Here is a 23,515-nt window from a genome sequence, read left to right on the forward strand (position 1 = left end):
GTCCAAAAAAATATTCGAAATCATTTTAAAATTCGGGCTTCATCTCAAAAAACAGCCATTCGTTTGTTACGGGGTGATGGAAACCGAGCTGGTCTGCTTGCAAATATAATCGTTCTGCCGGTTTTCCGTACAACGAATCGCCAGCAATCGCACAATTCATGCCCGAAAAATGTGCCATGTGTACTCTGAGTTGGTGGGTTCGTCCGGTTACAGGATAAAGGTAAATGCGGGTTTTTTCATTAATTATTTCCTGGATTTCGTATGTGGTCATGGCTTTTTTGCCGAATTTTTCGCAAACCATTTGTCTTGGACGGTCATTCAAATCGACCCGCAAAGGTAAATTGATTTCGCCCGATTGAACGTTAATTTTTCCGTCTAAAAGAGCTGAATATCGCTTGAAAACCGTTCTTTTTAAAAATTGATTTTGTAAATTCCGGTAAGCATTTTCATTCTTTCCCAAAACCATTAATCCAGACGTTGCCCAATCTAAACGGTGTACAATAATGGCTCCGCTAATACCCGGAATCATTTTCCTGGCTTGTTCCAGAACCGAATTTTGTGTTTTTATTCCAGGAACAGACAACAGCTGATGCGGCTTTTCGATAACCGCAATGTCTTCGTCTTCATAGATTATTTTGATACGTTTGCCGTTTTTCATTTGTTTGTCCAGCGGATTTTCTTCCACTTCCAAACCTCTGAGCATGTGATTGAGTAAAGGTTCACATTTTCCGCGACAAGCCGGATAATAATGTAGATGTTTTCTGACTTCTGTTTTAGGCGATTTTCCCCACCAGAATTCAGCCATAGTAATCGGTTTCAACTGGTTTTGATAGGCATAATTCAACAGTTTCGGGGCACAGCAATCGCCTGTTCCTGCTGGTGGTTCTTGCGACAACTGCTCGTCAAAAATCGTCAAAATGTCTTTATTTTCGCCTAAAGCATTCAAACAATGATAGCTTTTGAACAACTGTTGCTGCGTTTGTTGTGAAAGCTGTTGCCGTCTGACTTTCAGCTGGTTGATTTTTTCTTCAAATTCTTTCAAAGATGCCTCAATTTCCGAAATACGGTTTTTCCAGAATTTTTTCAGTCGGTTCAACTCACTTTTCTGGGTTTGGCTTTGACGGATTAATTGGTTTAATTCTTCCTGATTATTTCCTGAAAGATTTTTCCGTTGTTGTTCTCTTTCCTTTTTAGCGGTTTGGTTTGCTTGGATTTTTTCATCAATTTCTTTTTGTAATTGACTGATAAAATATTTTTTTTCTTGAATGATTTTCAGATATTTATCATCATTTAACCTCTGCTCTATTTCCTGATTGATTTGGGTTAATTCTTCCTCATTTTTGACAAAAAATTCGTTCGGATTCAAACGGTCATAAATCGGCGGAACAAAATAAGAGTCATGTTCTTTATCTTGTCCGGAATACGCTGCTAAAAAACCTAATTCTCCCAGCGAATTTTCGACAATCAATACACCATACATTCTTCCTTTTTCGTCCGGACGATGTATTTTTTGCAAATATTTCTGTACTTCTTCACTTGCCTGAATCGCTATCGAATGTGGTTCGTAATTGGTAGGAAAATTAAACTTTTCTGGTAATTTTTCTTTGTCTGATAAAAAAGAAACAGAATGAAAATTATTTTTAAAATGTCCGATTCGTACCATTATTAGGCTTTATTATTCTACAAAACAAGTGGTAAAAGTAGTAACTTTGTACCAAATTTTACATGCATTATGTCATCATATTTAAACAGAGTAGCTAAAGGAACCTGCCCGAATTGTGAAAAAACAAAAGTATTTGCCTCTAACGGCAATCCTTTTTTGTTCAAAATGCCTAAAATGAAAAAACAATGCGATGTTTGCGGGTATTCTTTTCATCGTGAAACAGGTTTTTATTTCGGTGCAATGTATATCAGCTACGGAATTACGTGTGCTGAAATGATTGCCGTGATTGTTTTGGGGCTTATTTTTGACTGGTCTTTTATCACGATTTTTTCTATTGTGATCGTGATTGCTTTCTTGTTTTCGATGATTAATTACAAGCTGTCCCGCCTGATGTGGCTAAATATCTTTTTGGATAAAGACAGCGATTAACTGTTTGTAGTGAGGTTTCGTCTGGCAAATTCTGCCGGTGTTTCCTGCGTATATTTTTTGAAAAACTTGATAAAATAAGACACGTCCGAAAAATTCAAATCGTCGGCAATTTCCCCAACAGATTTTTGCGAGAAAATCAGTTCGCGTTTGGCTTCCAGAACAATCCTTTCGGCAATAACCGAAGTAGTCGTTTTTCCGGTAATGGATTTGACAACACGGTTCAAGTGTTTTTGTGTAATATTCAGTATATCAGCATATTCTCCGGCATTTCGCATTTTCAGGAAATTGGATTCGAGTACATCTTCAAAACCGGTATAAATCGTTTGATATCTTTTTAGTTCATCAAAATTGAGCAGACTTTTGGTTGAAACAAATCTGTTTAGCCAGATGTAAAGCTGTGCCAAATAGCTGTTAATCAGTTGAATTTTCTTCCATTGATTAGATTGATATTCATTTAAAATATCTGCAAAAAATGGTTTTACTTTTTCTAACTCATTATCTTTCAGATAAAAACATTTTTCTGTCTGGAACGATTCAAAAAACACAAAATCTTTCAACAGGGTTTTGACGTGGTAAGTTTCATAAAATTCACGACTGTGAAAAAACAAATAACCTTCGGTATCAGGCGACAAATCCCAGCAATGTGTTTGGCCCGGCGTCAGGAAAAACACCGCACCCGGCTTGACTTCATACCGATTGAAATCAATTTCGTGCATACCGGTTCCTCGGGTAAACAAAAAAACTGCATAAAAATTGTGTTTATGATGTGATTCTATGCGTGAATGATTACTAATCAAATGTTTAGAAATCAAATTGGCATAAAAATGAGCATTGGAATCTTCCTGATTCAAATCGTCTATTTTCAACAATTTTATTTCCGGTAATTGTTTAGTTTTCCTTTTCATTAGTGCTTGTTCAAATTTTTATACCAATCAATCGCTTTCTTTTCTTCTGTTTTGATAAATTTATCTTTCCCGCCGTTATATTCAGGCACATCACGCCATTCTTGTTTGATTAATTCCTCTTTCAATGATTGATATTGATTTTTAATATCGGGGTGTACTCTCAGATAATCCCTGAAAGCAATATGCCTAATCCAGTGTTCGGAATCATAAGGCAAAATGTGAATGTTAGACAAACGGCATTTAAATTCTTCTGTGCTTGCGGGAATTTTATTTCTGTCCGTGATTATCTTCGAAATGGACAATTCTTCCGGATTAATTTTAAATTTTGTAAAAAGTCTGCGATACGGCATAATTTCATTAAAGCACTCATAATAAATATAATTATGATTATTGTTTAGCAACGGGGAAATAGTTTTTTCCAAGTCCGTTTCATCATTCACACCAACGAGAATATCAATAATGGGTTTGGCAGACAAACCTTCTACAGACGTACTTCCTATATGTTCAATTCGAGGATTGAGAAATCCGATGAGCTGTAACAATTCTTCTTTTATGATTTTAAAATCTATTGCCCACTTCGGATTGTATTTTTCAAACGCTATTTTCATTAATTAATTTTATTGTTTAAATAACTGAATATAACTTTAGTACACGATAAAAACAATTAAATGCTTGTTACATAGTGAATTAAATTTTTAAAAATCTTTTTTGCCGTGTACTGAAAAGTATAACTACAATTCAATCTGTAAATTATCATAGGCTAAAAAAACATTTTCAGGCAATTCTTTTTCTACTTTTTGATGCAAACCCAGTTCATGACCGATATGAGTAAGATAGGCTTTTTTCGGATTGATTTTTTGGATATATTCCAATGCAGCAGATAAATTATTATGCGTAGGGTGCTCTTTTATCCGTAAGGCGTTAATAACAAGAATATCAAGTCCCTGCAAATTATTTAATGCTTCATCTGACAAGGTTTTTACATCGGTCAGATAAGCCAGTTTATCAAATCGATAACCAAGTATAGGCAGGTTTCCGTGCATTACATTAATCGGCACCACTGTTTTTCCTTTAATGCAAAATAGTTTTTCTGCCTCAATTTCATGCGGTGCCAATGCCGGTGCACCCGGATAACGGTTTTCGGTGGCAAAAGCATAATCAAACCGTTTTTGTAAATTTTGCAATACCCTCGGCAATCCGTACACGTCCATAAATCCTTTTTTCATAAAACAAAAAGGCCTGATGTCATCAATCCCGGCGGTATGGTCGGCGTGTTCGTGCGTAAACAATAATGCGTCAATATGCGGGCATTCCGAGCGAAGCATTTGCTGTCTGAAATCAGGACCGCAATCAATCTGGAAAATCACATTATCCCAATCAACAAAAACAGATGTCCGCAACCTTTTGTCGCGAATATCATTGCTTTTGCACACTTCGTCATTGCACCCGATAACCGGAATACCTTGTGAAGTGCCTGTTCCGAGAAAATATATTTTCATACTTTTTTTTACAAAATTACAATATCTTCGGTTTTATTGAAGTATCTTTATGCTGTAAAAATACGACAAATATTTTTAGTTTTATGAAAGCCTTTGAAAACGACTTAATTATTGACGGAGACAGGATTATCAAGCATCAACCTGCTATCTCAGACAAAGCTCTGAGACTGAATTTAAACAAAAACATTTACGGAAGTTTTTCCGAAATCGGTGCCGGACAGGAAACAGTCCGCCATTTTTTCAGAGCGGGCGGTTCGTCACGTACTATTGCCAAGGCGATGTCTGCCTATGACAAGCAATTCAGCGACGCAATTTATACTGTTGAGCCTGATGGCAGATATGTAACCGAAAACCGGCTGAGAAAAATGCTGATGCACGAATCGAGCCTGATGGAGGAGCGTTTGCACAATGATGAATTTCCGAACCGGTTGTATTTCAGCTATGCAAATACCGTTGCTACTATTGATTTTGCTAAGAAATTCAAAGGTCATGGTTGGGTCGGTATCCGTTTTCAGGTGGAACCGAAAGGCGAATACAACGAAATTATCCTGCATATTCAGTTTAAAGAAACCGACGCACGTTTACAGCAGCACACTTTGGGCGTTTTGGGCGTGAATCTGATATACGGAGCTTTTTACAAACGTAACAATCCCAAAAGATTGATTGACAGCCTGTATGACCACATAGACAAAGACCAGATTGAGATAGACAGTATTAACTTTTCCGGTTCATGTTTTCCAGGAATAGACAATCGTTTGATGAGCATGTATCTGGTCAAAAAGGGCTTTTCTAACGCTATTGTTTTTGGCCCGAAAGGAAATAGTTTGTTACCGGCAAATATTCTTTACCGCAAAAATTTATTACTTTTAAGAGGAAGTTTCAGACCAGTTACTTCGGTAAATATAAATATGTTAGAAAAATCACTTGAACTTTTTCTCGAATATAATAAAATTACCAAAGAACAAACCACAGTGATGTTTGAAATTACCTTGAACAACTTGCTGATGGAAGGTGAAATCGATGAACAGGATTTTATTGACCGTGCCGAATTGCTATGTTCTCTGGGGCATTATGTGATGATTTCTAACTTTAAAAAATATTACAAAGTAACCGAATATTGTTCTCAATATACTTCTGAAAAAATCGGTCTGGCACTCGGAGCCAATAACCTGGAAAATATTTTTGATTCTAAATATTACCAACATCTTGGTGGCGGTGCTTTTGAAGGTCTGGGCAAATTGTTTAAAAGCAATATTCAGCTGTATCTGTACCCGATGCTGGACAAGAACGGCAATATCGTTACTTCAAAAAACATTCAGCTGAACGATGCTGATTTACAGCCTATTGTTGAATATTTTGTTCATAAAAAACAGATATTCGATATTACTGATTATGACCCGAAAGATTTGAACATTCACGCCCGGGAAGTCATCCAAAAGATTTACCGGAATGAGAACGATTGGGAACAATATCTCCCGGAAAAAATTGCAAAGCTGATAAAAGAGAAAAAACTTTTTTCCACGAAGCCTGAGAAATTAGAGAATTAATAACGACAAGCCCGATTTCGAAGTATTGGTTATATTTTTTTTTACCAAAATTGCTTTTTTTTTAATAATTTCGTGGGCGAAATAAAGATTATGACAGACATGAGTGAAGTAAAAACCAAAGATTCGATAACATTTGACGACTTCAAAACAGAAGTAATAAACGATTATAAAACAGCTCGCATCAGTCGCGAATGCAGTTTGCTCGGACGACGGGAAGTATTAACTGGAAAAGCAAAATTCGGTATTTTCGGCGACGGAAAAGAGGTTCCGCAACTGGCGATGGCAAAAGCTTTCAAAAACGGGGATTTCCGTTCAGGATATTACCGTGACCAAACCTTTATGATGGCTATCGGAGCAATGACTCCGCAGGAATTTTTTGCCGGATTGTACGGTCATGCCGATGCTGAGCAAGAACCGATGTCTGCCGGACGACAAATGGGCGGACATTTTGCCACACATAGTTTGGACGAAAACGGACAATGGAAAAACCTGACTGAACAAAAAAATTCCAGTGCCGATATCTCGCCTACTGCCGGGCAAATGCCGAGATTATTAGGTCTGGCACAAGCTTCTAAATATTACCGGGCAAATGCTGATGCCGACAAAAACAACCAGTTTTCAAACGAAGGAAATGAAGTTGCTTGGGGAACAATCGGTAATGCCTCTACATCTGAAGGATTGTTTTTCGAAACTATCAACGCGGCTGGTGTTTTACAAGTACCAATGGTAATGAGTGTTTGGGACGATATGTATGGAATTTCCGTTCATGCCCGGCATCAAACCACTAAGGAAAATATATCAGAAATATTAAAAGGTTTTCAAAGAGAAAACGATACCAACGGTTACGAAATTCTTACCGTAAATGGCTGGGATTACCCTTCCTTGGTAGAAACTTATCAGAAAGCCGGACAAATCGCAAGAGAAAATCACATTCCGGTGCTGATTCACGTACAGGAACTTACACAACCTCAGGGACATTCCACTTCCGGTTCGCACGAAAGATATAAAACCAAAGAAAGACTGGCTTGGGAAACAGAATATGACTGTATAGAAAAAATGCGTGAATGGCTGATTGCCAACAATATGGCAACTGATGAAGAATTACAGCAACTCGACGAGGAAGCTAAAAAAATCGTTCGTGAAAGCAAACGTACTGCCTGGGAGGCTTACCTTAATCCTATCAAAGAAGAACGTGAAGAATTAATCACTATTTTAAACAAAATTGGGGCAAGCTCATCAAATCCGGATAAAATCGCTCAAATGGTTAAAGATTTGTCTGCAATCAAAGAGCCTATCCGAAAAGATATTTTGTCCACAGCAAGGATTGCCAAAAGATATTTTGTTCAACAAAATGGTAATCAGGAACTGAACCAATGGATTGAACAATACTTTAGCAAAGTTCAGCCAAAATACAGCAGTCATTTGATGTCTGAATCGAATCAGAAAGCTACTTTGGCTGAGGAAATTCAACCGCAATATGACGATAATTCGACCGAAGTAGATGCAAGGATTGTACTGAGAGATAACTTTGACCACATTTTTGCCACTTATCCGGAAACGTTAATTTTCGGAGAAGATTCCGGACATATCGGAGATGTAAACCAAGGTTTGGAAGGTTTGCAGGAAAAATACGGAGAATTGCGTGTGTCTGATACCGGTATTCGGGAGGCGACTATTTTGGGTCAAGGAATTGGTATGGCAATGAGAGGTTTAAGACCAATCGCTGAAATCCAATATCTGGATTATTTGTTGTATGCCATTCAGATTATGAGTGACGATTTGGCAACATTGGAATACAGAACAGCCGGTCGTCAGAAAGCACCATTGATTGTACGTACACGCGGACACCGATTGGAAGGAATCTGGCATTCAGGTTCGCCAATGGGTATGATTATTAATGCCATTCGAGGTATGCACGTATTGGTACCGAGAAACATGACCAAAGCTGCTGGTTTCTATAATACTTTGCTCAAATCAGATGAACCGGCATTGATTGTTGAATGCCTGAATGGTTACCGATTAAAAGAAAAAATGCCTACTAATTTAGGTGAGTTTACTACAGCTATCGGAGTGGTTGAAACGATTAAAGAAGGTAGCGATATTACTATCGTTTCTTATGGTTCAACATTGCGAATCGTTGAACAAGCTGCGAAGGAATTGGCAGAAGTAAATATCAATGTAGAAATTATTGACGCTCAATCATTGTTGCCGTTTGACCTTAATCACGATTGTGTGAAATCTTTACAAAAAACCAATCGTTTATTGGTCGTTGATGAAGATGTTCCGGGCGGAGCATCGGCGTATATTCTGCAACATATTGTAGAAAATCAAGGAGGATATAAATATCTAGACAGTCAACCACAAACACTTACTGCAAAAGCTCATAGACCGGCTTACGGGACAGACGGAGATTATTTCTCCAAACCGTCTGAAGAAGATGTGTTTGAAAAGGTTTATGCAATTATGCACGAAAGTAATCCGGGTAAATATCCGGCTTTGTAAAAAGCTGGTTACTTATACAAAAAAAGCATTGTAAAAATTTTTACAATGCTTTTTTGATTTTAAAATTTGTTCATAGAAAAACCGCCTAACGAAAAATCATTAGACGGTTAAAACATATTAATTGATTCGATTTCCTTCCTGGTCAAAGAAGTGATATTCTAAATAAGTATAGGCATCTCTCGAGATAATTTTAACCCATCGTTTGTATTTGAACAGCCATTTGAACCTCACAGACGGAAATCCTTTTGTTAAAAATGCCGCTACAAACGGGTGGGCGTTTAAAACCACTTTTTTCTTTGTTTTGATAATGTTTTCAAGGTCAGCTGTTATTTTATCAACGACAACAATCGGAGCCTCGATTTCCCCATTTTCATTATTGGGGTCTTCTTCTCTTGTTTTAATTGATATTTCAGGTCTGACTCTTTGTCTAGTAATTTGTATCAAGCCAAATTTACTAGGGGGCAAGATTTTGTGTTTAGCTTTGTCGTCACTCATTTCTTCTTTCAGAAAGTCGAACAGCTGTTTGCGATGTTCGGCATTACGCATATCTATAAAATCGACAACGATAATTCCGCCCATATCTCTCAGTCGCAGCTGCCTTGCTACTTCTGCGGCAGCAATCATATTGACTTCGAGGGCTGTGTCTTCCTGTGATGTTGCTTTGTTTGAACGATTTCCGCTATTGACATCTATCACATGGAGGGCTTCGGTATGTTCGATAACCAAATAGGCTCCTTTGCTCATAGATACTGTTTTTCCAAAAGAAGTTTTAATCTGCCTCTCGATATTGAATTTTTCAAATAGCGGCAGACTCTTATTATTATAGAGCTTCACAATGGAAGATTTTGAAGGGGCTATCTCTTGCAAATAATCCTTCGTTTCGTCATACAGGTCTTTGTCATCTATGTAAATTCCTGTAAAACGGTCATCAAATAAATCTCTTAATATGCTTGAAGTTTTGCCAACTTCGCCCAAAACTTTTGATGGGTGTTGTGCCTTGCTTAGTCTTTTGCACATGGTTAACCATCGGTTAAACAGTTGCTCTAAGTCTTTTTCTAATTCGGATACTTGTTTGCCTTCTGCAACGGTTCGTACAATCACGCCAAAACCTTCTGGCTTAATGGCTTGTACTAATTTTTTTAGTCTTGCTTTTTCGTCTTTTGAACGAATTTTCTGAGAAATGGAAATGCGGTCAGAGAACGGAACCAAAACCACATATCTGCCGGCTATCGACAGCTCGGAACTCATACGAGGCCCTTTGGTAGAAATTGGTTCTTTAACGACTTGTACCAAAACAGACTGATTGGCACTCAACACATCTGTAATTGAGCCTCCTTTGTCTATCTGTGGTTCAAATTTGAAGTTTTTAAGGGAATAGTCTTTTGTTTTCCCGGTGGTTATTCCTTTGATGAATTTCATCAGTGATTTCAGGTTAGCCCCCAAATCGTGATAATGCAAAAAGCCGTCTTTTTCGTGACCGGCATTGATGAAAGCCGCATTCAGCCCCTGAACAGGTTTTCTGATTTTTGCAATAAAAATATCCCCGACTTCAAAACTTTTTGTATCAATGTTTTCTCTGTGCAGTTCTACTAATTTCCCGTCTTTTAGTAAGGCAAAATCTACTGTATCTGAACCAGACCTTATAATTAACTCTTTGTTCACACTGTAAATTTTTTTCCTTTACACATATCAGCATATGGCAAAGGGATTAAACAACTAAATTACAGGTATATATTAATTTTACCCGAACGTTTGATAAATCAAACTTATTTCAAAGAACTTTATAAAAAAGTTGAAAAAGTAGTATTAAACTACTTTTTCTTCTTATGACGGTTAGCTCTCGCTCTTTTTTTACGTTTATGCGTAGCTACCTTATGTCTTTTTCTTTTTTTACCACTTGGCATAGGTCTAAATTTTTATGTTAATAATTCGTTTATTTTACTTTATTTTTTGTCTTTACAGACTCAACGAATACTTTAGCCGGTTTAAAAGCCGGAATGTTGTGAGCCGGTATTTTGATAGTTGTGTTTTTGGAAATATTTCTCCCTGTTTTTTCTGCACGTGTTTTCACGATAAAACTTCCGAAACCTCTAAGGTAAACATTCTCGCCTGTTTCCAACGAAGTTTTTACTTCGTCCATAAAAGTTTCTACTGCCGCTTGCACGTCTCCTTTTGGAAGCCCCAATTTGTCTGAAATTTTGGCTACGATATCTGCTTTAGTCATCTTAATTGTATATTTATTAATTTTAATTTAACTTGTAGTTTCAAAGCGAGTGCAAATATATTAATTTAAATTCTAAAAAATCAACTCATTAAGGCTATTTTTATATCAAAATTAAATTTTACCTTCGTGCCTGCAAATAAACATCATGGTCAACTTCAGTCAGAAACTCTTAAAATGGTACAATATCAATCAGCGGAATCTTCCGTGGCGAGCTACCGATAATGCCTATAAAATCTGGCTTTCTGAGATAATTCTGCAACAAACCAGAGTACAGCAGGGAATGCCTTATTACGAAAGATTTATCAGCGAATTTCATACCATATATGATTTGGCACAAGCCTCTGAAGATGAAGTATTGAAACTGTGGGAAGGTTTGGGATATTATTCCAGAGCGAGGAATATGCACTTTACCGCCCGGTATATTGTTACTGAACTCGGCGGAAATTTTCCGGATAACTATTCAGATTTATTACAATTAAAAGGTGTCGGTAATTATACTGCCGCTGCGATTGCTTCGTTTGCTTTCAAAGAACCGGTGGCTGCGGTGGACGGCAATGTGTATCGGGTTTTGTCGAGAATTTTCGGGATTAAAGATGATATTTCGACCAATCAGGCCAAAAAGATATTTCAGTCATTAGCCAATGAGCTGATTCCGGACAAAAATCCTGATGTTTTTAACCAGGCAATGATGGATTTTGGTTCGATGGTATGTAAGCCCAAACAACCATTATGTCAGGAATGTTTTATACAGGAAGAATGTTTTGCTTACCGCAATAATGAAATCCAAAACCTGCCTGTAAAATCAAAGAAAGTAAAAGTAAAAAAACGTTTTTTCCATTTTCTCTTGTTGGAAGACGTCAAAAAAAATATTATTATTGAACAGCGTTCATCTGATGATATCTGGAAAAATCTTTATCAGTTTCCGATAATCGAAACCGATAATGAAGCAATGGAAACAACAATTCAATCTCAATTTGAAGAAATATTTTACAATCAAAAACTTATTGATTTTCAAGAATTAACAGATTATTCCATAAAGCACCAACTTACGCACCAGCAGTTGCACATTCGTTTTTTTAAATCACAAATTAATCATCGTGCAGCAAATGCAATTGTTCCGGAAGATGTGCAAAAATATGCCTTCCCTGTACCACTGAAGAAATTTTTGGAAAAATACTATCATCAATCCTAAAGTTTTTTCTATATTTGGTTTACAATTTTAATGTATATGTTAGGAACCTTAAACAAAGTTATACTCATAGGTCATTTGGGCGATGATGTGAAAATGCACTATTTTGAAGGCGGAAACTGCATCGGTCGGTTTTCTATTGCCACCAATGAAACCTATATCAACAAAACAACCAACGAAAAAATAACCTCTACCGAATGGCACAATATCGTTGTGCGGAACAAAGCCGCCGAGCTTTGTGAAAAATATTTGTCAAAAGGCGATAAAATATATATTGAAGGAAAAATCAGAACCCGCCATTGGCAAACAGAAGACGGCACTGTCAAACATACCAACGAAATTCAGGCTACTGAGTTCATCTTTTTGTCTTTGAAAAAAGACAACAGCCAAACTGAAAAACGCCATAGTGTGGACGACGACGATGATTTTGATATTCCGAGAACAAAAGATATCGACAGTAATAACGACATTCCTTTTTAAATTAACGTAAACTAAAATTTGCAATAACTTGGACCCTGAACCCAGTCAATATTTTTTATTACTTCACAGCAATTACGGCATCGTCATCGCCGTTTCGCTTTTGCTGATTTCTTTATTGTTAGTCATTGTATATTCCGCAGCGGAAGTGGCATATTTTTCCATTTCTAAATCTGATTATGAAGAAATCGACAGTTTCCAAAAGGTCAAAAAATCATTGCAAAAAATACTGGCACAGCCAATCCGATTACAATCGACTATCACAACCGGAATCATTCTCGGGAAAGTATTGTTTTTGCTGGCATTATCCGGAATAAAATTTCTATGGCTCGATACGGTTTTCATACCGGAAATCAGCTGGTTGATTTATCTGATTTCGGGTATATTGATTTTAGTATGCTTCGGCGAATTGATTTCCAGGTTTTATGCCTATGAAAAGAATGAGGTTTTTATTATAAAATCCATCTGGTTTATAGAAATTTCTAACCTTATTCTGAGTCCGGTTACTTATCCGTTCAGGCAAATAGGCAAATGGTTGAAAGTGAGCTTTGACGAAGAAGAAAACAGTTTTTCTGTCGAAGAACTTTCCCAAGCACTGGAAATGACCGATTACAGCCATACTTCCGAAGAAGAACAGAAAATACTGGAAGGCATTGCTAATTTCGGCTCGACCGAGGCTTATCAGGTAATGACACCCCGAATCGACGTTTTTGCGTTGGAACAATCAGAACCTTTTCATGAAATATTGCCCAAAATAACCGAGCAGGGCTATTCGAGAATTCCGGTTTATGAAGATAATATCGACCATATTGTCGGGATTTTGTTTGTGAAAGATTTAATTCCCTATCTGGATAAAAAAGTGTTTGCCTGGAAATCCGTTATCCGTGAAGCCTATTTTATTCCTGAAAGTAAAAAACTCGACGATTTATTAATTGATTTTCAGTCATCTAAGAAACATTTGGCAATTGTCGTTAATGAATTCGGCGACACTTCCGGAATCATCACGCTGGAAGATGTTTTGGAAGAAATCATCGGCGAAATTTCTGATGAATTTGACGAAGAAGAAATTGAATACACTCAAATTAATGCGTCTGAATATTTGTTTGACGGAAAAATATCGCTCAAAGATTTTTACAGAATAATTGATGCCGACGGAGATATTTTTGAAAACAGCCGGAACGAAGCCGAAAGTTTGGCAGGATTTCTTATTGAACTGAGTGACAGGTTTCCGAATGTAGGCGAAATTATTGATTTTGAGGAATATCAGTTTATTATTACAGAATCAGACAACCGGAAAATATCTAAGGTTAAAGTCATTATTAATCAAGATGAAAACTATAAAACAAATGAATAAAATAGCCGTTTTTGCACTAACAGCAACACTTTTTTGGGCTTGTAACAACGACGTAAAACCCAAACCAGACGCTTATTTACGGCTGAGTTACCCACAACCGGAATACCAAACCGAAAATGCTCCGTGTGCTTTTAAATATGAGCAAAATACAATCGCAAATATTACAAACGTCAAAGATTGTAGTTTTCAGATTGATTATCCCGAAATGAAAGCAAAAATCTTTGTGGACTACGAAGCTGTGGGAAAAAATAATCTGACGAAGTTATTGAAAGATGCCCAAAGATTAACTTTTGAACACACGATAAAAGCAGAAGAAATTCAGGAAAATATCATCATTGACGCCGACAAAAAAGTTTATGGTATGTTTTATGAACTCATTGGAAACACTGCTACTAATGTGCAGTTCTATGCAACCGACAGTACCAATCATTTCATTGTCGGATCATTATATTTTTATGCCAAGCCTAATTTTGATTCTATTATTCCGGCAGCTCAATATATCAAAAATGATATGCTGAAAATAGTTGAAACGATGGAATGGAATGATAGAGAATAGAAAGAATTAAGAAGAAAGAGACTGTAATTCTTTTATAAAAAAACAGCCACGAATTACAAAAACAAATAATTCGTGGCTGGCTTTTTTAATAATTTTCCAACATTTCCATTTCTATTCCTTCTTCCGGAAAAGATATTTTTGCAGAAATATGAGTAATTGTAACATTTTCGTTTTCAACCTCGTCTTTTATAGATTTCATATCGTTAAAGATTGATTTTAACAAATTGAAATTATCTGCAAAATTATCTTCTTTCTGGTTTTGGACTGATTTTTTTCTTTCTGTTGCTTGCTCGTGACGTGTCATTGCTTGCCGATGCCGTTCTATCATCTCTTTTCTTTTTTTCTCCGCCTCTACCCTTCTTTTTTCAATAGCTGTTTCTCCGTCTATCTTTTTCTGAGATTTAGTTTTAATCAGCATCACACCGTATTTTCCTTTTTCGCCATAAGGTTTCAGTTGCTCTGCCTGGCTGAGAATGGTTATATTTTCAATATTTTTAGGGTCAATTTTCTTAAATTCTCCCACAGAAACCTCTTTTCCGTCAACAATAAGCAATATTTTATCATCGTCATTAATATTTATTCCTGCTTCCGGATTTTCGATAAATATTCCGTTGTTATCAATCGTTGTGGTTGATATATTTTTCTCTGTTTCAATTTGAATATACCCCGACTTTTCTTTTCCTTTGGTTCTTATTACATAAAAATAAGTGCCGCCCACAAGATTATCTAATTGCTTTTTTTCAAACTTTTTGTTTTCCTTTGATTCATAAACCAAATTTCCCCAACGGTTGTAAATGCTTATTTTTTCAAAACCTTCAGGAATTTCGAGGTTATCAAGAGATTTACCATTTACACTTTCTCCATTTTTATTTTTTATATAATTTTCTTTTGCAGCTCGTTCTTCTACTCTTTTTTTCTCATGTTCTACATCATAATCAATCGGTTTGGTAGAAAGATGATAGATTGTTTCATTTTTTGCCCCATGTATTATTTCCAAATACATCGACTGAATTTTGGTATTGTCGAACTTTTTCAACTGTTCTTTGGTTTGCGGAACATCGTCAATCACAACCGGGAATTTTTCAATTAATTCCTCATAATTTTCTCGGTTTGATTTTAAACTTTCCGGACTGACAGAAAACGTATTTACATTTCTTATTTGTTTTTCTGTTCTGATAACCACCACACAATCAGTATTTTCACCATATTTATTTACGGTTCCTTTATCTTTATAAATATTAATCGTAAAAACCTCATCATCAGCCAATTGTCTGACTTCCGATGCGGAAACTTGTTTGCCATCAATCAGAAAAACAGTTTTTTGCTTTTTCATTATTTTATCAATCCAACTTTTGTTTTTCCATTCCTCTTTAGAAATATCAAAATCAACATCTACCCTATCGTCCACAGTATAAGAATATTTTTCGTTTTCAGGATATTTTTCCACTCGGAAAGGTTTTTCCCCATTCGGACTAACGGTTATCAGAAACGGGTCAATTCCTCCTTCTAACATGGTTGTTGATGAAGATACCTTGTGTTTCCCTTTTTGGATAATATAATCTAAAATACTGACTTTATCATCTTTATATTCAATTCTATTGATGATAAATTCAATATCAAACTTATCTTTAAGTTCTTTGGTTAATTTCTTAAATTCTCTTTCAGAAAAGTTACTCTCCACGATATACGAAGTTTCATTCGTAGTAGTCTCCTCCATTTCAATCGTTTGAATCTGTGCTACTGTTTCCACCTGGAAAAAAGCAAAAAAAGCAACAAGTACGGGAGCTGTCAGTAAAAATTTTAATTTTTTCATACTTTTAGATTTTTGTGTATTAAGTTGAATAATTCGTTTTTTCAAATCGTTGGTGCTAAACGCGTTGATATATGCCGGCGAATGGGCATTTTGTTCCTGCAAAAGACTTTTCTGATAGGCAACACGCTCATATTCAGTAACCATTTTTTCATCAACAATAAATTCCAGATTGGTATTGATATCTTTTTGCAACCATTTTATCAATGGATTGAACCAGAAAACAGCAGAAACTAATTCAATAAAAATCAAATCCAAAGTGTGTTTTTGGTTGAGATGGATTTTTTCATGTGCCAGAATAATATTTAAATCCGGGCAGGAAACTTTGTTTTCCGGAACAACAATCCACCGATAAAATGAGTAAATATTTTGCTGATTTTGTGTTATTTTTATTAATGGATTCTTTCCTGAAGAAGGTAAATTTTTAACGCTCATGTACAATTTAAAAATCTGATATCCAGACTTCAGCAATAAAATTAAACTGATAGCACCTATTAGAAACAAAAGCACATTCTGCCAGTCAATCGTTTCCCAAAAAGAAGGTTCTGCCATCGGAACAAACATGTCTTCGATCGGAAAATTGGGAACAAAATCAAATTCTGCCGGTACTAATTCCTGTTTGATTATTACCGTTCTGGTATAGTTCAACAACGGAACAATCAGTGACAATACCACACTTCCAACGAAATACCAGCGAATTGGCGTATAGAAAGTTTCTTTTCGCAAAAACAAACGGTAAAAAAGCCAGAAGAAAACCAATAGCAAATTGGATTTCAACAAGTAAATAACTAATGGGTTCATAGCTTACTTTTTATTGTTTTCGATAATATGCATCAACTCCCGGATTTCTTCTTCCGACAGTTTTTCTTCTTTCACAAAGTAGTTAACGAGATTCGATACCGAATTGCCAAAATATTTTTTAATCGAATCGGTCACATACACTCCACGATAATCTTCCAATGAAATAACCGGAAAATACTGATGTGATTTTCCATAGCTCTTGTGAGTAACAAATCCTTTTTCTTCCAGCAACCGAACAATCGTCGAAAGTGTATTGTAATGTGGCTTTGGTTCAGGCATTTGCTCCATAATATCGTTCACAAAACCCTCTTCTATCTGCCAGAGGATTTGCATTATCTGCTCTTCTTTGTTGGTCAATTTTTCCATGATGATGATTTTATATGAACAAATATATAACTAAAAATTTAGTTTAAAAACTATTTTCATAGTTAATTAACTATTTAGTTAGTTTTGAAAACAAAAAAAGACAGCTAAAAAACTGTCTTTTAATTTATTATGAATAGAAAATAACTTATTCCGAATCCAACAAAATATCCAAAATCGTAATCGCTGCATCGGCAATTCTGGTTCCTGGTCCAAAAACGGCTACTGCTCCTGCATCAAACAAATACTGATAATCCTGTGCAGGAATTACGCCGCCTACAATAACCATAATATCTTCACGTCCGTATTTTTTCAGTTCTTCAATAACTTGCGGAACAAGCGTTTTGTGTCCTGCTGCCAATGAAGAAACGCCCAATACGTGTACGTCGTTTTCTACGGCTTGTTTTGCCGCCTCGGCAGGTGTTTGGAACAATGGTCCCATATCCACGTCGAAACCGACATCGGCATAACCTGTAGCTACAACTTTTGCACCGCGGTCGTGTCCGTCCTGTCCCATTTTTGCAATCATAATACGTGGACGGCGTCCTTCTTGTTTTGCAAATTCATCTGCCAACTGTTTTGCTTTGGCAAAATTTTCATCTGTTTTGATTTCTTTATTATACACGCCGCTAATGGTTTTAATTTGTGCTTTATATCTTCCGAAAACCGTTTCCAAAGCATCGGAAATTTCTCCTAAAGTTGCTCGGTTTTCCGCTGCTTCAACAGCCAGTTCCAATAAATTACCCTGACCTGTTTTTGCCGATTCCGTCAGTTTGTTTAAACATTCCTGAACTTTATCGTTGTTGCGGGTTGCTTTGATTTTATTCAACCGCTCAATCTGTTGCTGACGAACGACTTGATTATCAACTTCCAAAATTTGCAACGGGTCTTCTTTTTCTAAACGATACTTGTTTACGCCTACAATAATATCCTGACCAGAATCGATACGAGCTTGTTTGCGAGCCGCAGCTTCTTCAATACGCATTTTCGGAATCCCGGCTTCAATCGCTTTGGTCATTCCGCCGTAGGATTCTACCTCTTCAATCAGTTTCCACGCTTTTTCAGCGATTTCAGCTGTTAGATTTTCCACATAATAACTACCAGCCCAAGGGTCAACCGTTTTGGTAATTTTGGTTTCTTCCTGAATATAAATCTGTGTATTCCTCGCAATCCGAGCCGAGAAATCGGTAGGCAAAGCAATCGCCTCGTCCAAAGCATTTGTATGTAACGATTGCGTTCCTCCAAGTGCAGCCCCCATGGCTTCAATTGCAGTTCGTGCCACATTGTTAAACGGATCTTGCTCGGTCAAACTCCAACCCGAAGTCTGACAGTGCGTACGCAATGCCAATGATTTTTGGTCTTTCGGGTTAAATTGTTTGATTAATTTTGCCCACAACATTCTCCCTGCACGCATTTTGGCAATTTCCATAAAATGGTTCATTCCGATTGCCCAAAAGAACGACAAACGAGGTGCAAACTTATCAATATCCATTCCCGCTGCCAATCCCGTGCGGACATATTCCAATCCGTCTGCCAAAGTATAAGCCAGTTCAATATCGTTTGTTCCTCCGGCTTCCTGAATATGATAGCCCGAAATCGAAATCGAGTTAAATTTCGGCATATATTTACTTGTATATTCAAAAATATCGGCAATGATTTTCATTGACGGCGTTGGCGGATAAATGTAAGTGTTCCGTACCATAAACTCTTTCAGAATATCATTCTGAATAGTTCCCGAAAGTAATTTTTTATCGACACCTTGCTCTTTTGCTGCTACGATATAAAACGCCAGAATCGGAAGCACAGCTCCGTTCATTGTCATCGAAACCGACATTTCGTCCAAAGGGATTTGGTCAAAAAGGATTTTCATATCCTCTACCGAATCAATAGCAACTCCGGCTTTTCCAACATCGCCGACAACTCTTTCGTGGTCACTGTCGTAACCGCGGTGCGTAGCCAAATCAAAAGCAACTGAAAGTCCTTTTTGTCCTGCTTCCAAGTTTCGTCTGTAAAAAGCATTGGATTCTTCGGCAGTTGAAAATCCCGCATACTGACGAATTGTCCACGGACGACGAACATACATTGTGCTATATGGACCGCGTAAATTCGGTGCAAAACCTGCGGCAAAGCCAATTTGTTCCAAACCTTCTAAATCCGCTTCGGAATAGGTCGGTTTTACCTCAATTCCTTCGGCGGTTAGGAATTCCTCCCCCACCCCCTCCAAAGGAGGGGAGTTTTTAAGGTTTGAATTTGTTTCAGGTTTAAGGTTTTTACCTTCTAATGTGATATGTTGTATGTTTTTTCTCATTTTATTTTCATATTAAATTATTTTTATGCAAATAATATTGTATAAAATACAGCTAATACTATAAAGAGCAAAATACCTAAAATTAAACCAATTATAGAAAGAGTTTTAATAGTTGTATTTTGATTTTTTAGACTTATATAATAACCGTAAGTACTTATAACAATTAAAATTATGACAATGAATCCCATCTTTATTTTTTTATTATCTAAACTTACTAAACCATACAAGTTCGAGATTAACTCATTTATTCAATATATTCACAATATTCATTCAAAGATATTTCATATTAAACGAAAAATCTGTTCGGTATCGGCAACATCGGTTTTGTAAAATTTACCATCAGAAGATTGCATTTTCAGTTGTCCGATTTTTTCGGACAACTGACTTCCTTCTTTTTTGAGTTTTGCTTTTAAGTCGCTCCAATATTTTCTTGGTCGGTCTGTTCCTGTCAATACCTCAATCACATCAATCACAGAAATATACCACTTTTCCTGTTCTTCGTCCCAAAGTGTACGTACTTTCTTTTCCTCAAATAATTTTATTTTGTTTTTCTTTTTCATAACCAACTTTTTATTTTGGATAATTCTTCGGACTTCTTGCGGTGTGTAAAACAGCTTTTACAACAATATGACTATTGATTATTTCGTAATGAATTAAATATGGAAAATTTCTCACTAAAACCGTTTTGTTATTGTCGTATTTTGTTTGAAAAAAAAGCGGATTCTTTTGTACAAGAGCCATTTCTCTTTTTACAGAAGATAGAAATCTTTTTCCAAGTCCTTTTTGAACTTCTTCATCATACCATACAGCAATTTCTTTTAAATCAAATTTAGCTCTTGGAAGAATTTTCAATTTATAATTCATTCTCAATATCTTTGATTGCTTCGTCAAAATCTAAAGCGATATCAGGATTTTTTAAATATTCTGAAGTTCTTTCGCGAACTTCATTAATGTGCCATTGCGGAATTTCATTTTCAATTGTCTTTAATACAATTACTTCAACTTCTTCCGCATCAAAATCATCGGGTAAATTTATAACTATCTGACGATTTTTTACTTTCACTATTTCTCTGATTGCTTTCATAATCTTCTTTTTCTGAAAGTTACAAAATTATTCTGTTTCCAATCGCTCCTGCTCCAATTTTTCAGCCAAACGTTTTTCAATAATTGGAATAATCAGGGTTTTTCTTGGATTTTGTTTTACAAACGGATACAATTCCAAATCGTGTTTCATTCGGTCTTCTTTGTTTGGATATTTGTTGGTTCCTAATAAAACTTCTTTTCCTTCATCGAATAACTGCTGTTCTTTTTCGGCACTTTCAGAAATTTTCCGTTGAATTGTTCCTTCGATTAACTGCGTAATCAAACCGCCGTTTTTTTCGATGTGTTTAAACAATTCCAATGCTTTTTCGGCTAATTGCGTGGTCAGGTTTTCGATATAATACGCACCGTCGGCAGGATTATTCACTTGGTCAAAATAACTTTCTTGCTTTAAAATTAATAATTGATTTCGGGCAATTCGGTCGCCAAATTCATTGGTTTTGTGATAAATAGCATCGTAAGCCATATTTTCCACAGCATCAGCTCCGCCAATCACAGCACTCATACATTCGGTAGTGGTTCGCAACATATTCACGTTGTAATCATACAGCGTTTTGTTTCGGCGTGTAGGTTTTGCAATAATGTGAAATGTGATATCGGACGAATATTCATCTGCCAATGCATTTAAAAGCATTCGTAAAGCACGAAGCTTGGCAATTTCAAAGAAATAATTTCCGCCCACGGTAATTTCAACAGTAATATTTTTGTTAAAATCCTTAATACGGTTGAGGTATTCATTGGTATGTGCCAAAGTGTAAGCCAACTGTTGAATCATATTAGCTCCTGCGTTCTGATAGGTTGTCGCATTCACTGTCAGCCAATTGATGTTATTCGCTTGTTGGTTGATTTCATTGAGGGTTTCAAAATCCGAATTTCCGTCTTTGAAAAAATTTCCGTCAAATCCCAATTGATGAACCGGGTCGATTAAAACATAAACTTCAAACCCAAGTTTTGACGCTTCATTATCAATTTTCAACATCGTTTCCTTGTCCAAAAACAACAATTGAAAATAAACCGCTTTGGGGTTCTCTAAATTGTTTAACAATGAAACAACGTCTGTTTCTTTGGTCGGAACAATAAAACGAATGCTTTCTGCCCCGCGTTTTAATAATTCGTTGGCTTTGTCTGCTGATTTATTTAAATCGTGAACATAAATTGCCTGTAAAACAGCAAAATGAGTATTCTGCGTTGTTACATTATTGGTAACAAAATCTTCATCGTTGTGATAAAATGGCTTCACTTTGATACCTTCCAAGCTTTCCCAAACTAATGTTTCGTTATAATCCGCACCTTTCAGGTCGTACTGAATAAGGTTTTTCCATTGTTTGGAACTTATTTTTTCAAAATCCGGAAATAAATTTTTCATAGAAATATATATTATTTAGTTTTTGCCGAGTCTATTTCAATGATAAAAACATCTTCGTTTTCACGTTTCATATAATATTGTTCTCTGGCAAATTTTTCTAATTCTTCTTTTTGATTCAATTTGGTAATTGATTTTTTATCTTTCTCAATTTCAGACTGATAAAACTCTTTGTTTTTTTCTAACTTATTGATTTCCTGATTAATTTCTCTATGGTCAAAAAAAGAATAAGTATCAAAAAATATCAGCCAAACCGCAAAAAATATGGTAACCAGAACAAACCGATTAGTAAACCATTTAACAAAAGGATATTTCTGAATTAATCGGGCAAATTTTTCTTTCATCTCTCTTATTTTATAGTTTGTTTAATCACGGTTCGTACAATATCCGTTGCCACCGTATTGTACCGGTCGTTTGGAATAATGATATCTGCAAATGATTTTGTCGGCTCAATAAATTGCTCGTGCATCGGTTTTAATGTGTTTTGATATCTTGCCAAAACTTCTTCCATATCACGCCCTCGTTCGGCAATATCTCTACGCAGCCGGCGGATAAGTCGTTCGTCAACATCGGCATGGACAAATATTTTAATGTCAAACATTTCCCGAAGTTCAGGATTAGTAAAAATCAATATACCTTCCACAATCATTACTTTTCGCGGTTTCGTCAGAATAAAATCGCCCGTTCGGTTGTGATGTACAAACGAATACACTGGCTGATTAATGCTTTTCCCTGCTTTGAGGTCTTTCAAATGTTGGGTTAACAATTCAAAATCAATCGAACGCGGGTGGTCGAAATTAATCAATTCCCGCTCTTCAAAACTCAAATGGTCATTGGCTTTATAATATGAATCCTGTGAAATAATACCAATTTCATCTTCAGGCAACTCTTTGATAATCTGATTGACAACCGTTGTTTTGCCACAACCTGTACCACCTGCAATTCCTAATATTAGCATAATAGCGATTTTCTACAAAAATAAGAAATAAAAAAGTTTTCAGGCTAATTTTTGCCCTATTTACCTCATTTATAAATATAATTTGTTTCTCTTTATTTTTCATTAACTTTGGCACTTATAATCAAACGGTGTATAAAATGGCAGGTTTAAAACAGAGATGGGGCGTTCAGTCTAATTTTCAATTAGTTATCATATTTATTGTTTTCGCTATCACAGGAAGTACATCGGCATGGATTACACGACCGATTCTGGCTTATATCGGTATTGAAAAAGCTACAATGAATCCGTTTATCTACTGGCCTTTGTCGATATTATTGATTTTACCGGTTTATAAAATTCTTTTGATTATTATCGGAACTGTTTTCGGTCAGTACAAGTTTTTTTCTCAATTTGTAAAAAAGATGCTTATCAGAATGCGACTCGGATTTTTATTTGGCTGGCAGATGGAAGATTTATCAAAATAACT

At 36.1% G+C, this 23,515-nt stretch carries 23 protein-coding genes; 8 read left to right on the top strand and 15 right to left on the bottom strand.

The genetic code is table 11. The features are described from left to right. Positions 1-25 precede the first annotated feature (25 nt). A complete protein-coding gene (locus CDL10_RS03970; RefSeq protein WP_100677342.1) occupies positions 26-1,663 on the bottom strand; it encodes an RluA family pseudouridine synthase in 1,638 nt (545 codons plus the stop codon). Between the two features lie 69 nt (positions 1,664-1,732). On the opposite strand from CDL10_RS03970, the gene CDL10_RS03975 reads away from it, so the two are divergent. Then, positions 1,733-2,092: a DUF983 domain-containing protein gene (locus CDL10_RS03975; protein WP_100677343.1), complete on the top strand. Its 360-nt coding sequence runs from the start codon at positions 1,733-1,735 to the stop codon at positions 2,090-2,092. Here the strand turns inward: CDL10_RS03975 and CDL10_RS03980 are convergent. From CDL10_RS03980 to CDL10_RS03990, 3 genes are all read right to left on the bottom strand, one after another. Then, on the bottom strand, positions 2,089-2,997 hold the full coding sequence (locus CDL10_RS03980; protein ID WP_100677344.1) for a helix-turn-helix domain-containing protein: 909 nt from the start codon (positions 2,995-2,997) through the stop codon (positions 2,089-2,091). The genes CDL10_RS03975 and CDL10_RS03980 overlap by 4 nt on opposite strands. Further along, positions 2,997-3,605, bottom strand: coding sequence for a GrpB family protein (locus tag CDL10_RS03985; protein ID WP_100677345.1), 609 nt, complete (start codon positions 3,603-3,605; stop codon positions 2,997-2,999). The genes CDL10_RS03980 and CDL10_RS03985 overlap by 1 nt, the downstream gene beginning before the upstream one ends. A 123-nt stretch (positions 3,606-3,728) precedes the next feature. Further along, positions 3,729-4,496 (bottom strand): MBL fold metallo-hydrolase, encoded by a 768-nt coding sequence (locus CDL10_RS03990; RefSeq protein WP_100677346.1) that lies wholly within the window; start codon positions 4,494-4,496, stop codon positions 3,729-3,731. An 83-nt stretch (positions 4,497-4,579) separates the two neighbouring features. Between CDL10_RS03990 and CDL10_RS03995 the strand changes: the two genes are divergently transcribed. Then, positions 4,580-6,043, top strand: coding sequence for a nicotinate-nucleotide adenylyltransferase (locus CDL10_RS03995; protein WP_100677347.1), 1,464 nt, complete (start codon positions 4,580-4,582; stop codon positions 6,041-6,043). Between the two features lie 99 nt (positions 6,044-6,142). Beyond that, the gene (locus tag CDL10_RS04000) at positions 6,143-8,545 is read left to right on the top strand and encodes an alpha-ketoacid dehydrogenase subunit alpha/beta (RefSeq protein ID WP_100678629.1); all 2,403 of its coding nucleotides are present in this window, start codon (positions 6,143-6,145) and stop codon (positions 8,543-8,545) included. A gap of 117 nt (positions 8,546-8,662) precedes the next feature. On the opposite strand, the gene CDL10_RS04005 is transcribed toward CDL10_RS04000, so the two are convergent. Both CDL10_RS04005 and CDL10_RS04010 read right to left on the bottom strand, forming a co-directional pair. Then, positions 8,663-10,207, bottom strand: a complete 1,545-nt coding sequence (locus tag CDL10_RS04005; RefSeq protein WP_100677348.1) for an Rne/Rng family ribonuclease — start codon at positions 10,205-10,207, stop codon at positions 8,663-8,665. 271 nt (positions 10,208-10,478) lie between these two features. Then, a complete protein-coding gene (locus CDL10_RS04010; protein WP_100677349.1) occupies positions 10,479-10,769 on the bottom strand; it encodes an HU family DNA-binding protein in 291 nt (96 codons plus the stop codon). Positions 10,770-10,914: 145 nt separating this feature from the next. On the opposite strand from CDL10_RS04010, the gene mutY reads away from it, so the two are divergent. The 4 genes from mutY to gldD are packed head-to-tail and all read left to right on the top strand — an operon-like array spanning position 10,915 to position 14,345. Continuing rightward, complete coding sequence (gene mutY, locus CDL10_RS04015; RefSeq protein WP_100677350.1) at positions 10,915-11,961, top strand: A/G-specific adenine glycosylase; 1,047 nt, start codon at positions 10,915-10,917, stop codon at positions 11,959-11,961. Positions 11,962-11,997: 36 nt separating this feature from the next. Next, complete coding sequence (locus tag CDL10_RS04020) at positions 11,998-12,438, top strand: single-stranded DNA-binding protein (protein WP_100677351.1); 441 nt, start codon at positions 11,998-12,000, stop codon at positions 12,436-12,438. A gap of 28 nt (positions 12,439-12,466) precedes the next feature. Further along, positions 12,467-13,789, top strand: coding sequence for a gliding motility-associated protein GldE (gldE, locus tag CDL10_RS04025; protein ID WP_165772979.1), 1,323 nt, complete (start codon positions 12,467-12,469; stop codon positions 13,787-13,789). After that, on the top strand, positions 13,782-14,345 hold the full coding sequence (gene gldD / locus CDL10_RS04030; protein WP_100678630.1) for a gliding motility lipoprotein GldD: 564 nt from the start codon (positions 13,782-13,784) through the stop codon (positions 14,343-14,345). The genes gldE and gldD overlap by 8 nt, the downstream gene beginning before the upstream one ends. 85 nt (positions 14,346-14,430) lie before the next feature. Here the strand turns inward: gldD and CDL10_RS04035 are convergent, their stop codons facing one another. The 9 genes from CDL10_RS04035 to udk form a co-directional block, all read right to left on the bottom strand. After that, positions 14,431-16,956, bottom strand: a complete 2,526-nt coding sequence (locus CDL10_RS04035; RefSeq protein WP_100677353.1) for a M56 family metallopeptidase — start codon at positions 16,954-16,956, stop codon at positions 14,431-14,433. A 3-nt stretch (positions 16,957-16,959) separates the two neighbouring features. Next, positions 16,960-17,322, bottom strand: coding sequence for a BlaI/MecI/CopY family transcriptional regulator (locus CDL10_RS04040; RefSeq protein WP_100677354.1), 363 nt, complete (start codon positions 17,320-17,322; stop codon positions 16,960-16,962). A gap of 145 nt (positions 17,323-17,467) precedes the next feature. Further along, complete coding sequence (gene scpA, locus CDL10_RS04045) at positions 17,468-19,627, bottom strand: methylmalonyl-CoA mutase (protein ID WP_100677355.1); 2,160 nt, start codon at positions 19,625-19,627, stop codon at positions 17,468-17,470. A gap of 281 nt (positions 19,628-19,908) precedes the next feature. After that, positions 19,909-20,187: a hypothetical protein gene (locus tag CDL10_RS04050; RefSeq protein WP_207760136.1), complete on the bottom strand. Its 279-nt coding sequence runs from the start codon at positions 20,185-20,187 to the stop codon at positions 19,909-19,911. A gap of 10 nt (positions 20,188-20,197) precedes the next feature. Then, positions 20,198-20,491, bottom strand: coding sequence for a type II toxin-antitoxin system RelE/ParE family toxin (locus tag CDL10_RS04055; RefSeq protein ID WP_100677356.1), 294 nt, complete (start codon positions 20,489-20,491; stop codon positions 20,198-20,200). Continuing rightward, the gene (locus CDL10_RS04060; RefSeq protein WP_100677357.1) at positions 20,481-20,711 is read right to left on the bottom strand and encodes a hypothetical protein; all 231 of its coding nucleotides are present in this window, start codon (positions 20,709-20,711) and stop codon (positions 20,481-20,483) included. The genes CDL10_RS04055 and CDL10_RS04060 overlap by 11 nt, the downstream gene beginning before the upstream one ends. Positions 20,712-20,738: 27 nt before the next feature. Then, the gene (locus CDL10_RS04065; protein ID WP_100677358.1) at positions 20,739-22,094 is read right to left on the bottom strand and encodes a methylmalonyl-CoA mutase subunit beta; all 1,356 of its coding nucleotides are present in this window, start codon (positions 22,092-22,094) and stop codon (positions 20,739-20,741) included. Positions 22,095-22,105: 11 nt separating this feature from the next. After that, entirely contained in the window at positions 22,106-22,435 is a 330-nt protein-coding gene (locus CDL10_RS04070; RefSeq protein WP_100677359.1) for an FtsB family cell division protein, read from the bottom strand. A 5-nt stretch (positions 22,436-22,440) separates the two neighbouring features. Further along, complete coding sequence (gene udk / locus CDL10_RS04075) at positions 22,441-23,049, bottom strand: uridine kinase (protein ID WP_100677360.1); 609 nt, start codon at positions 23,047-23,049, stop codon at positions 22,441-22,443. A gap of 137 nt (positions 23,050-23,186) precedes the next feature. On the opposite strand from udk, the gene CDL10_RS04080 reads away from it, so the two are divergent. Beyond that, the gene (locus CDL10_RS04080; protein ID WP_100677361.1) at positions 23,187-23,513 is read left to right on the top strand and encodes a DUF6787 family protein; all 327 of its coding nucleotides are present in this window, start codon (positions 23,187-23,189) and stop codon (positions 23,511-23,513) included. The last annotated feature ends 2 nt before the right edge of the window (positions 23,514-23,515 follow it).

Origin of the sequence: Avrilella dinanensis (genome assembly GCF_002807015.1) — a bacterium.
In the GTDB taxonomy this organism is placed as follows: Bacteria; Bacteroidota; Bacteroidia; order Flavobacteriales; family Flavobacteriaceae; genus Flavobacterium; species Flavobacterium dinanensis.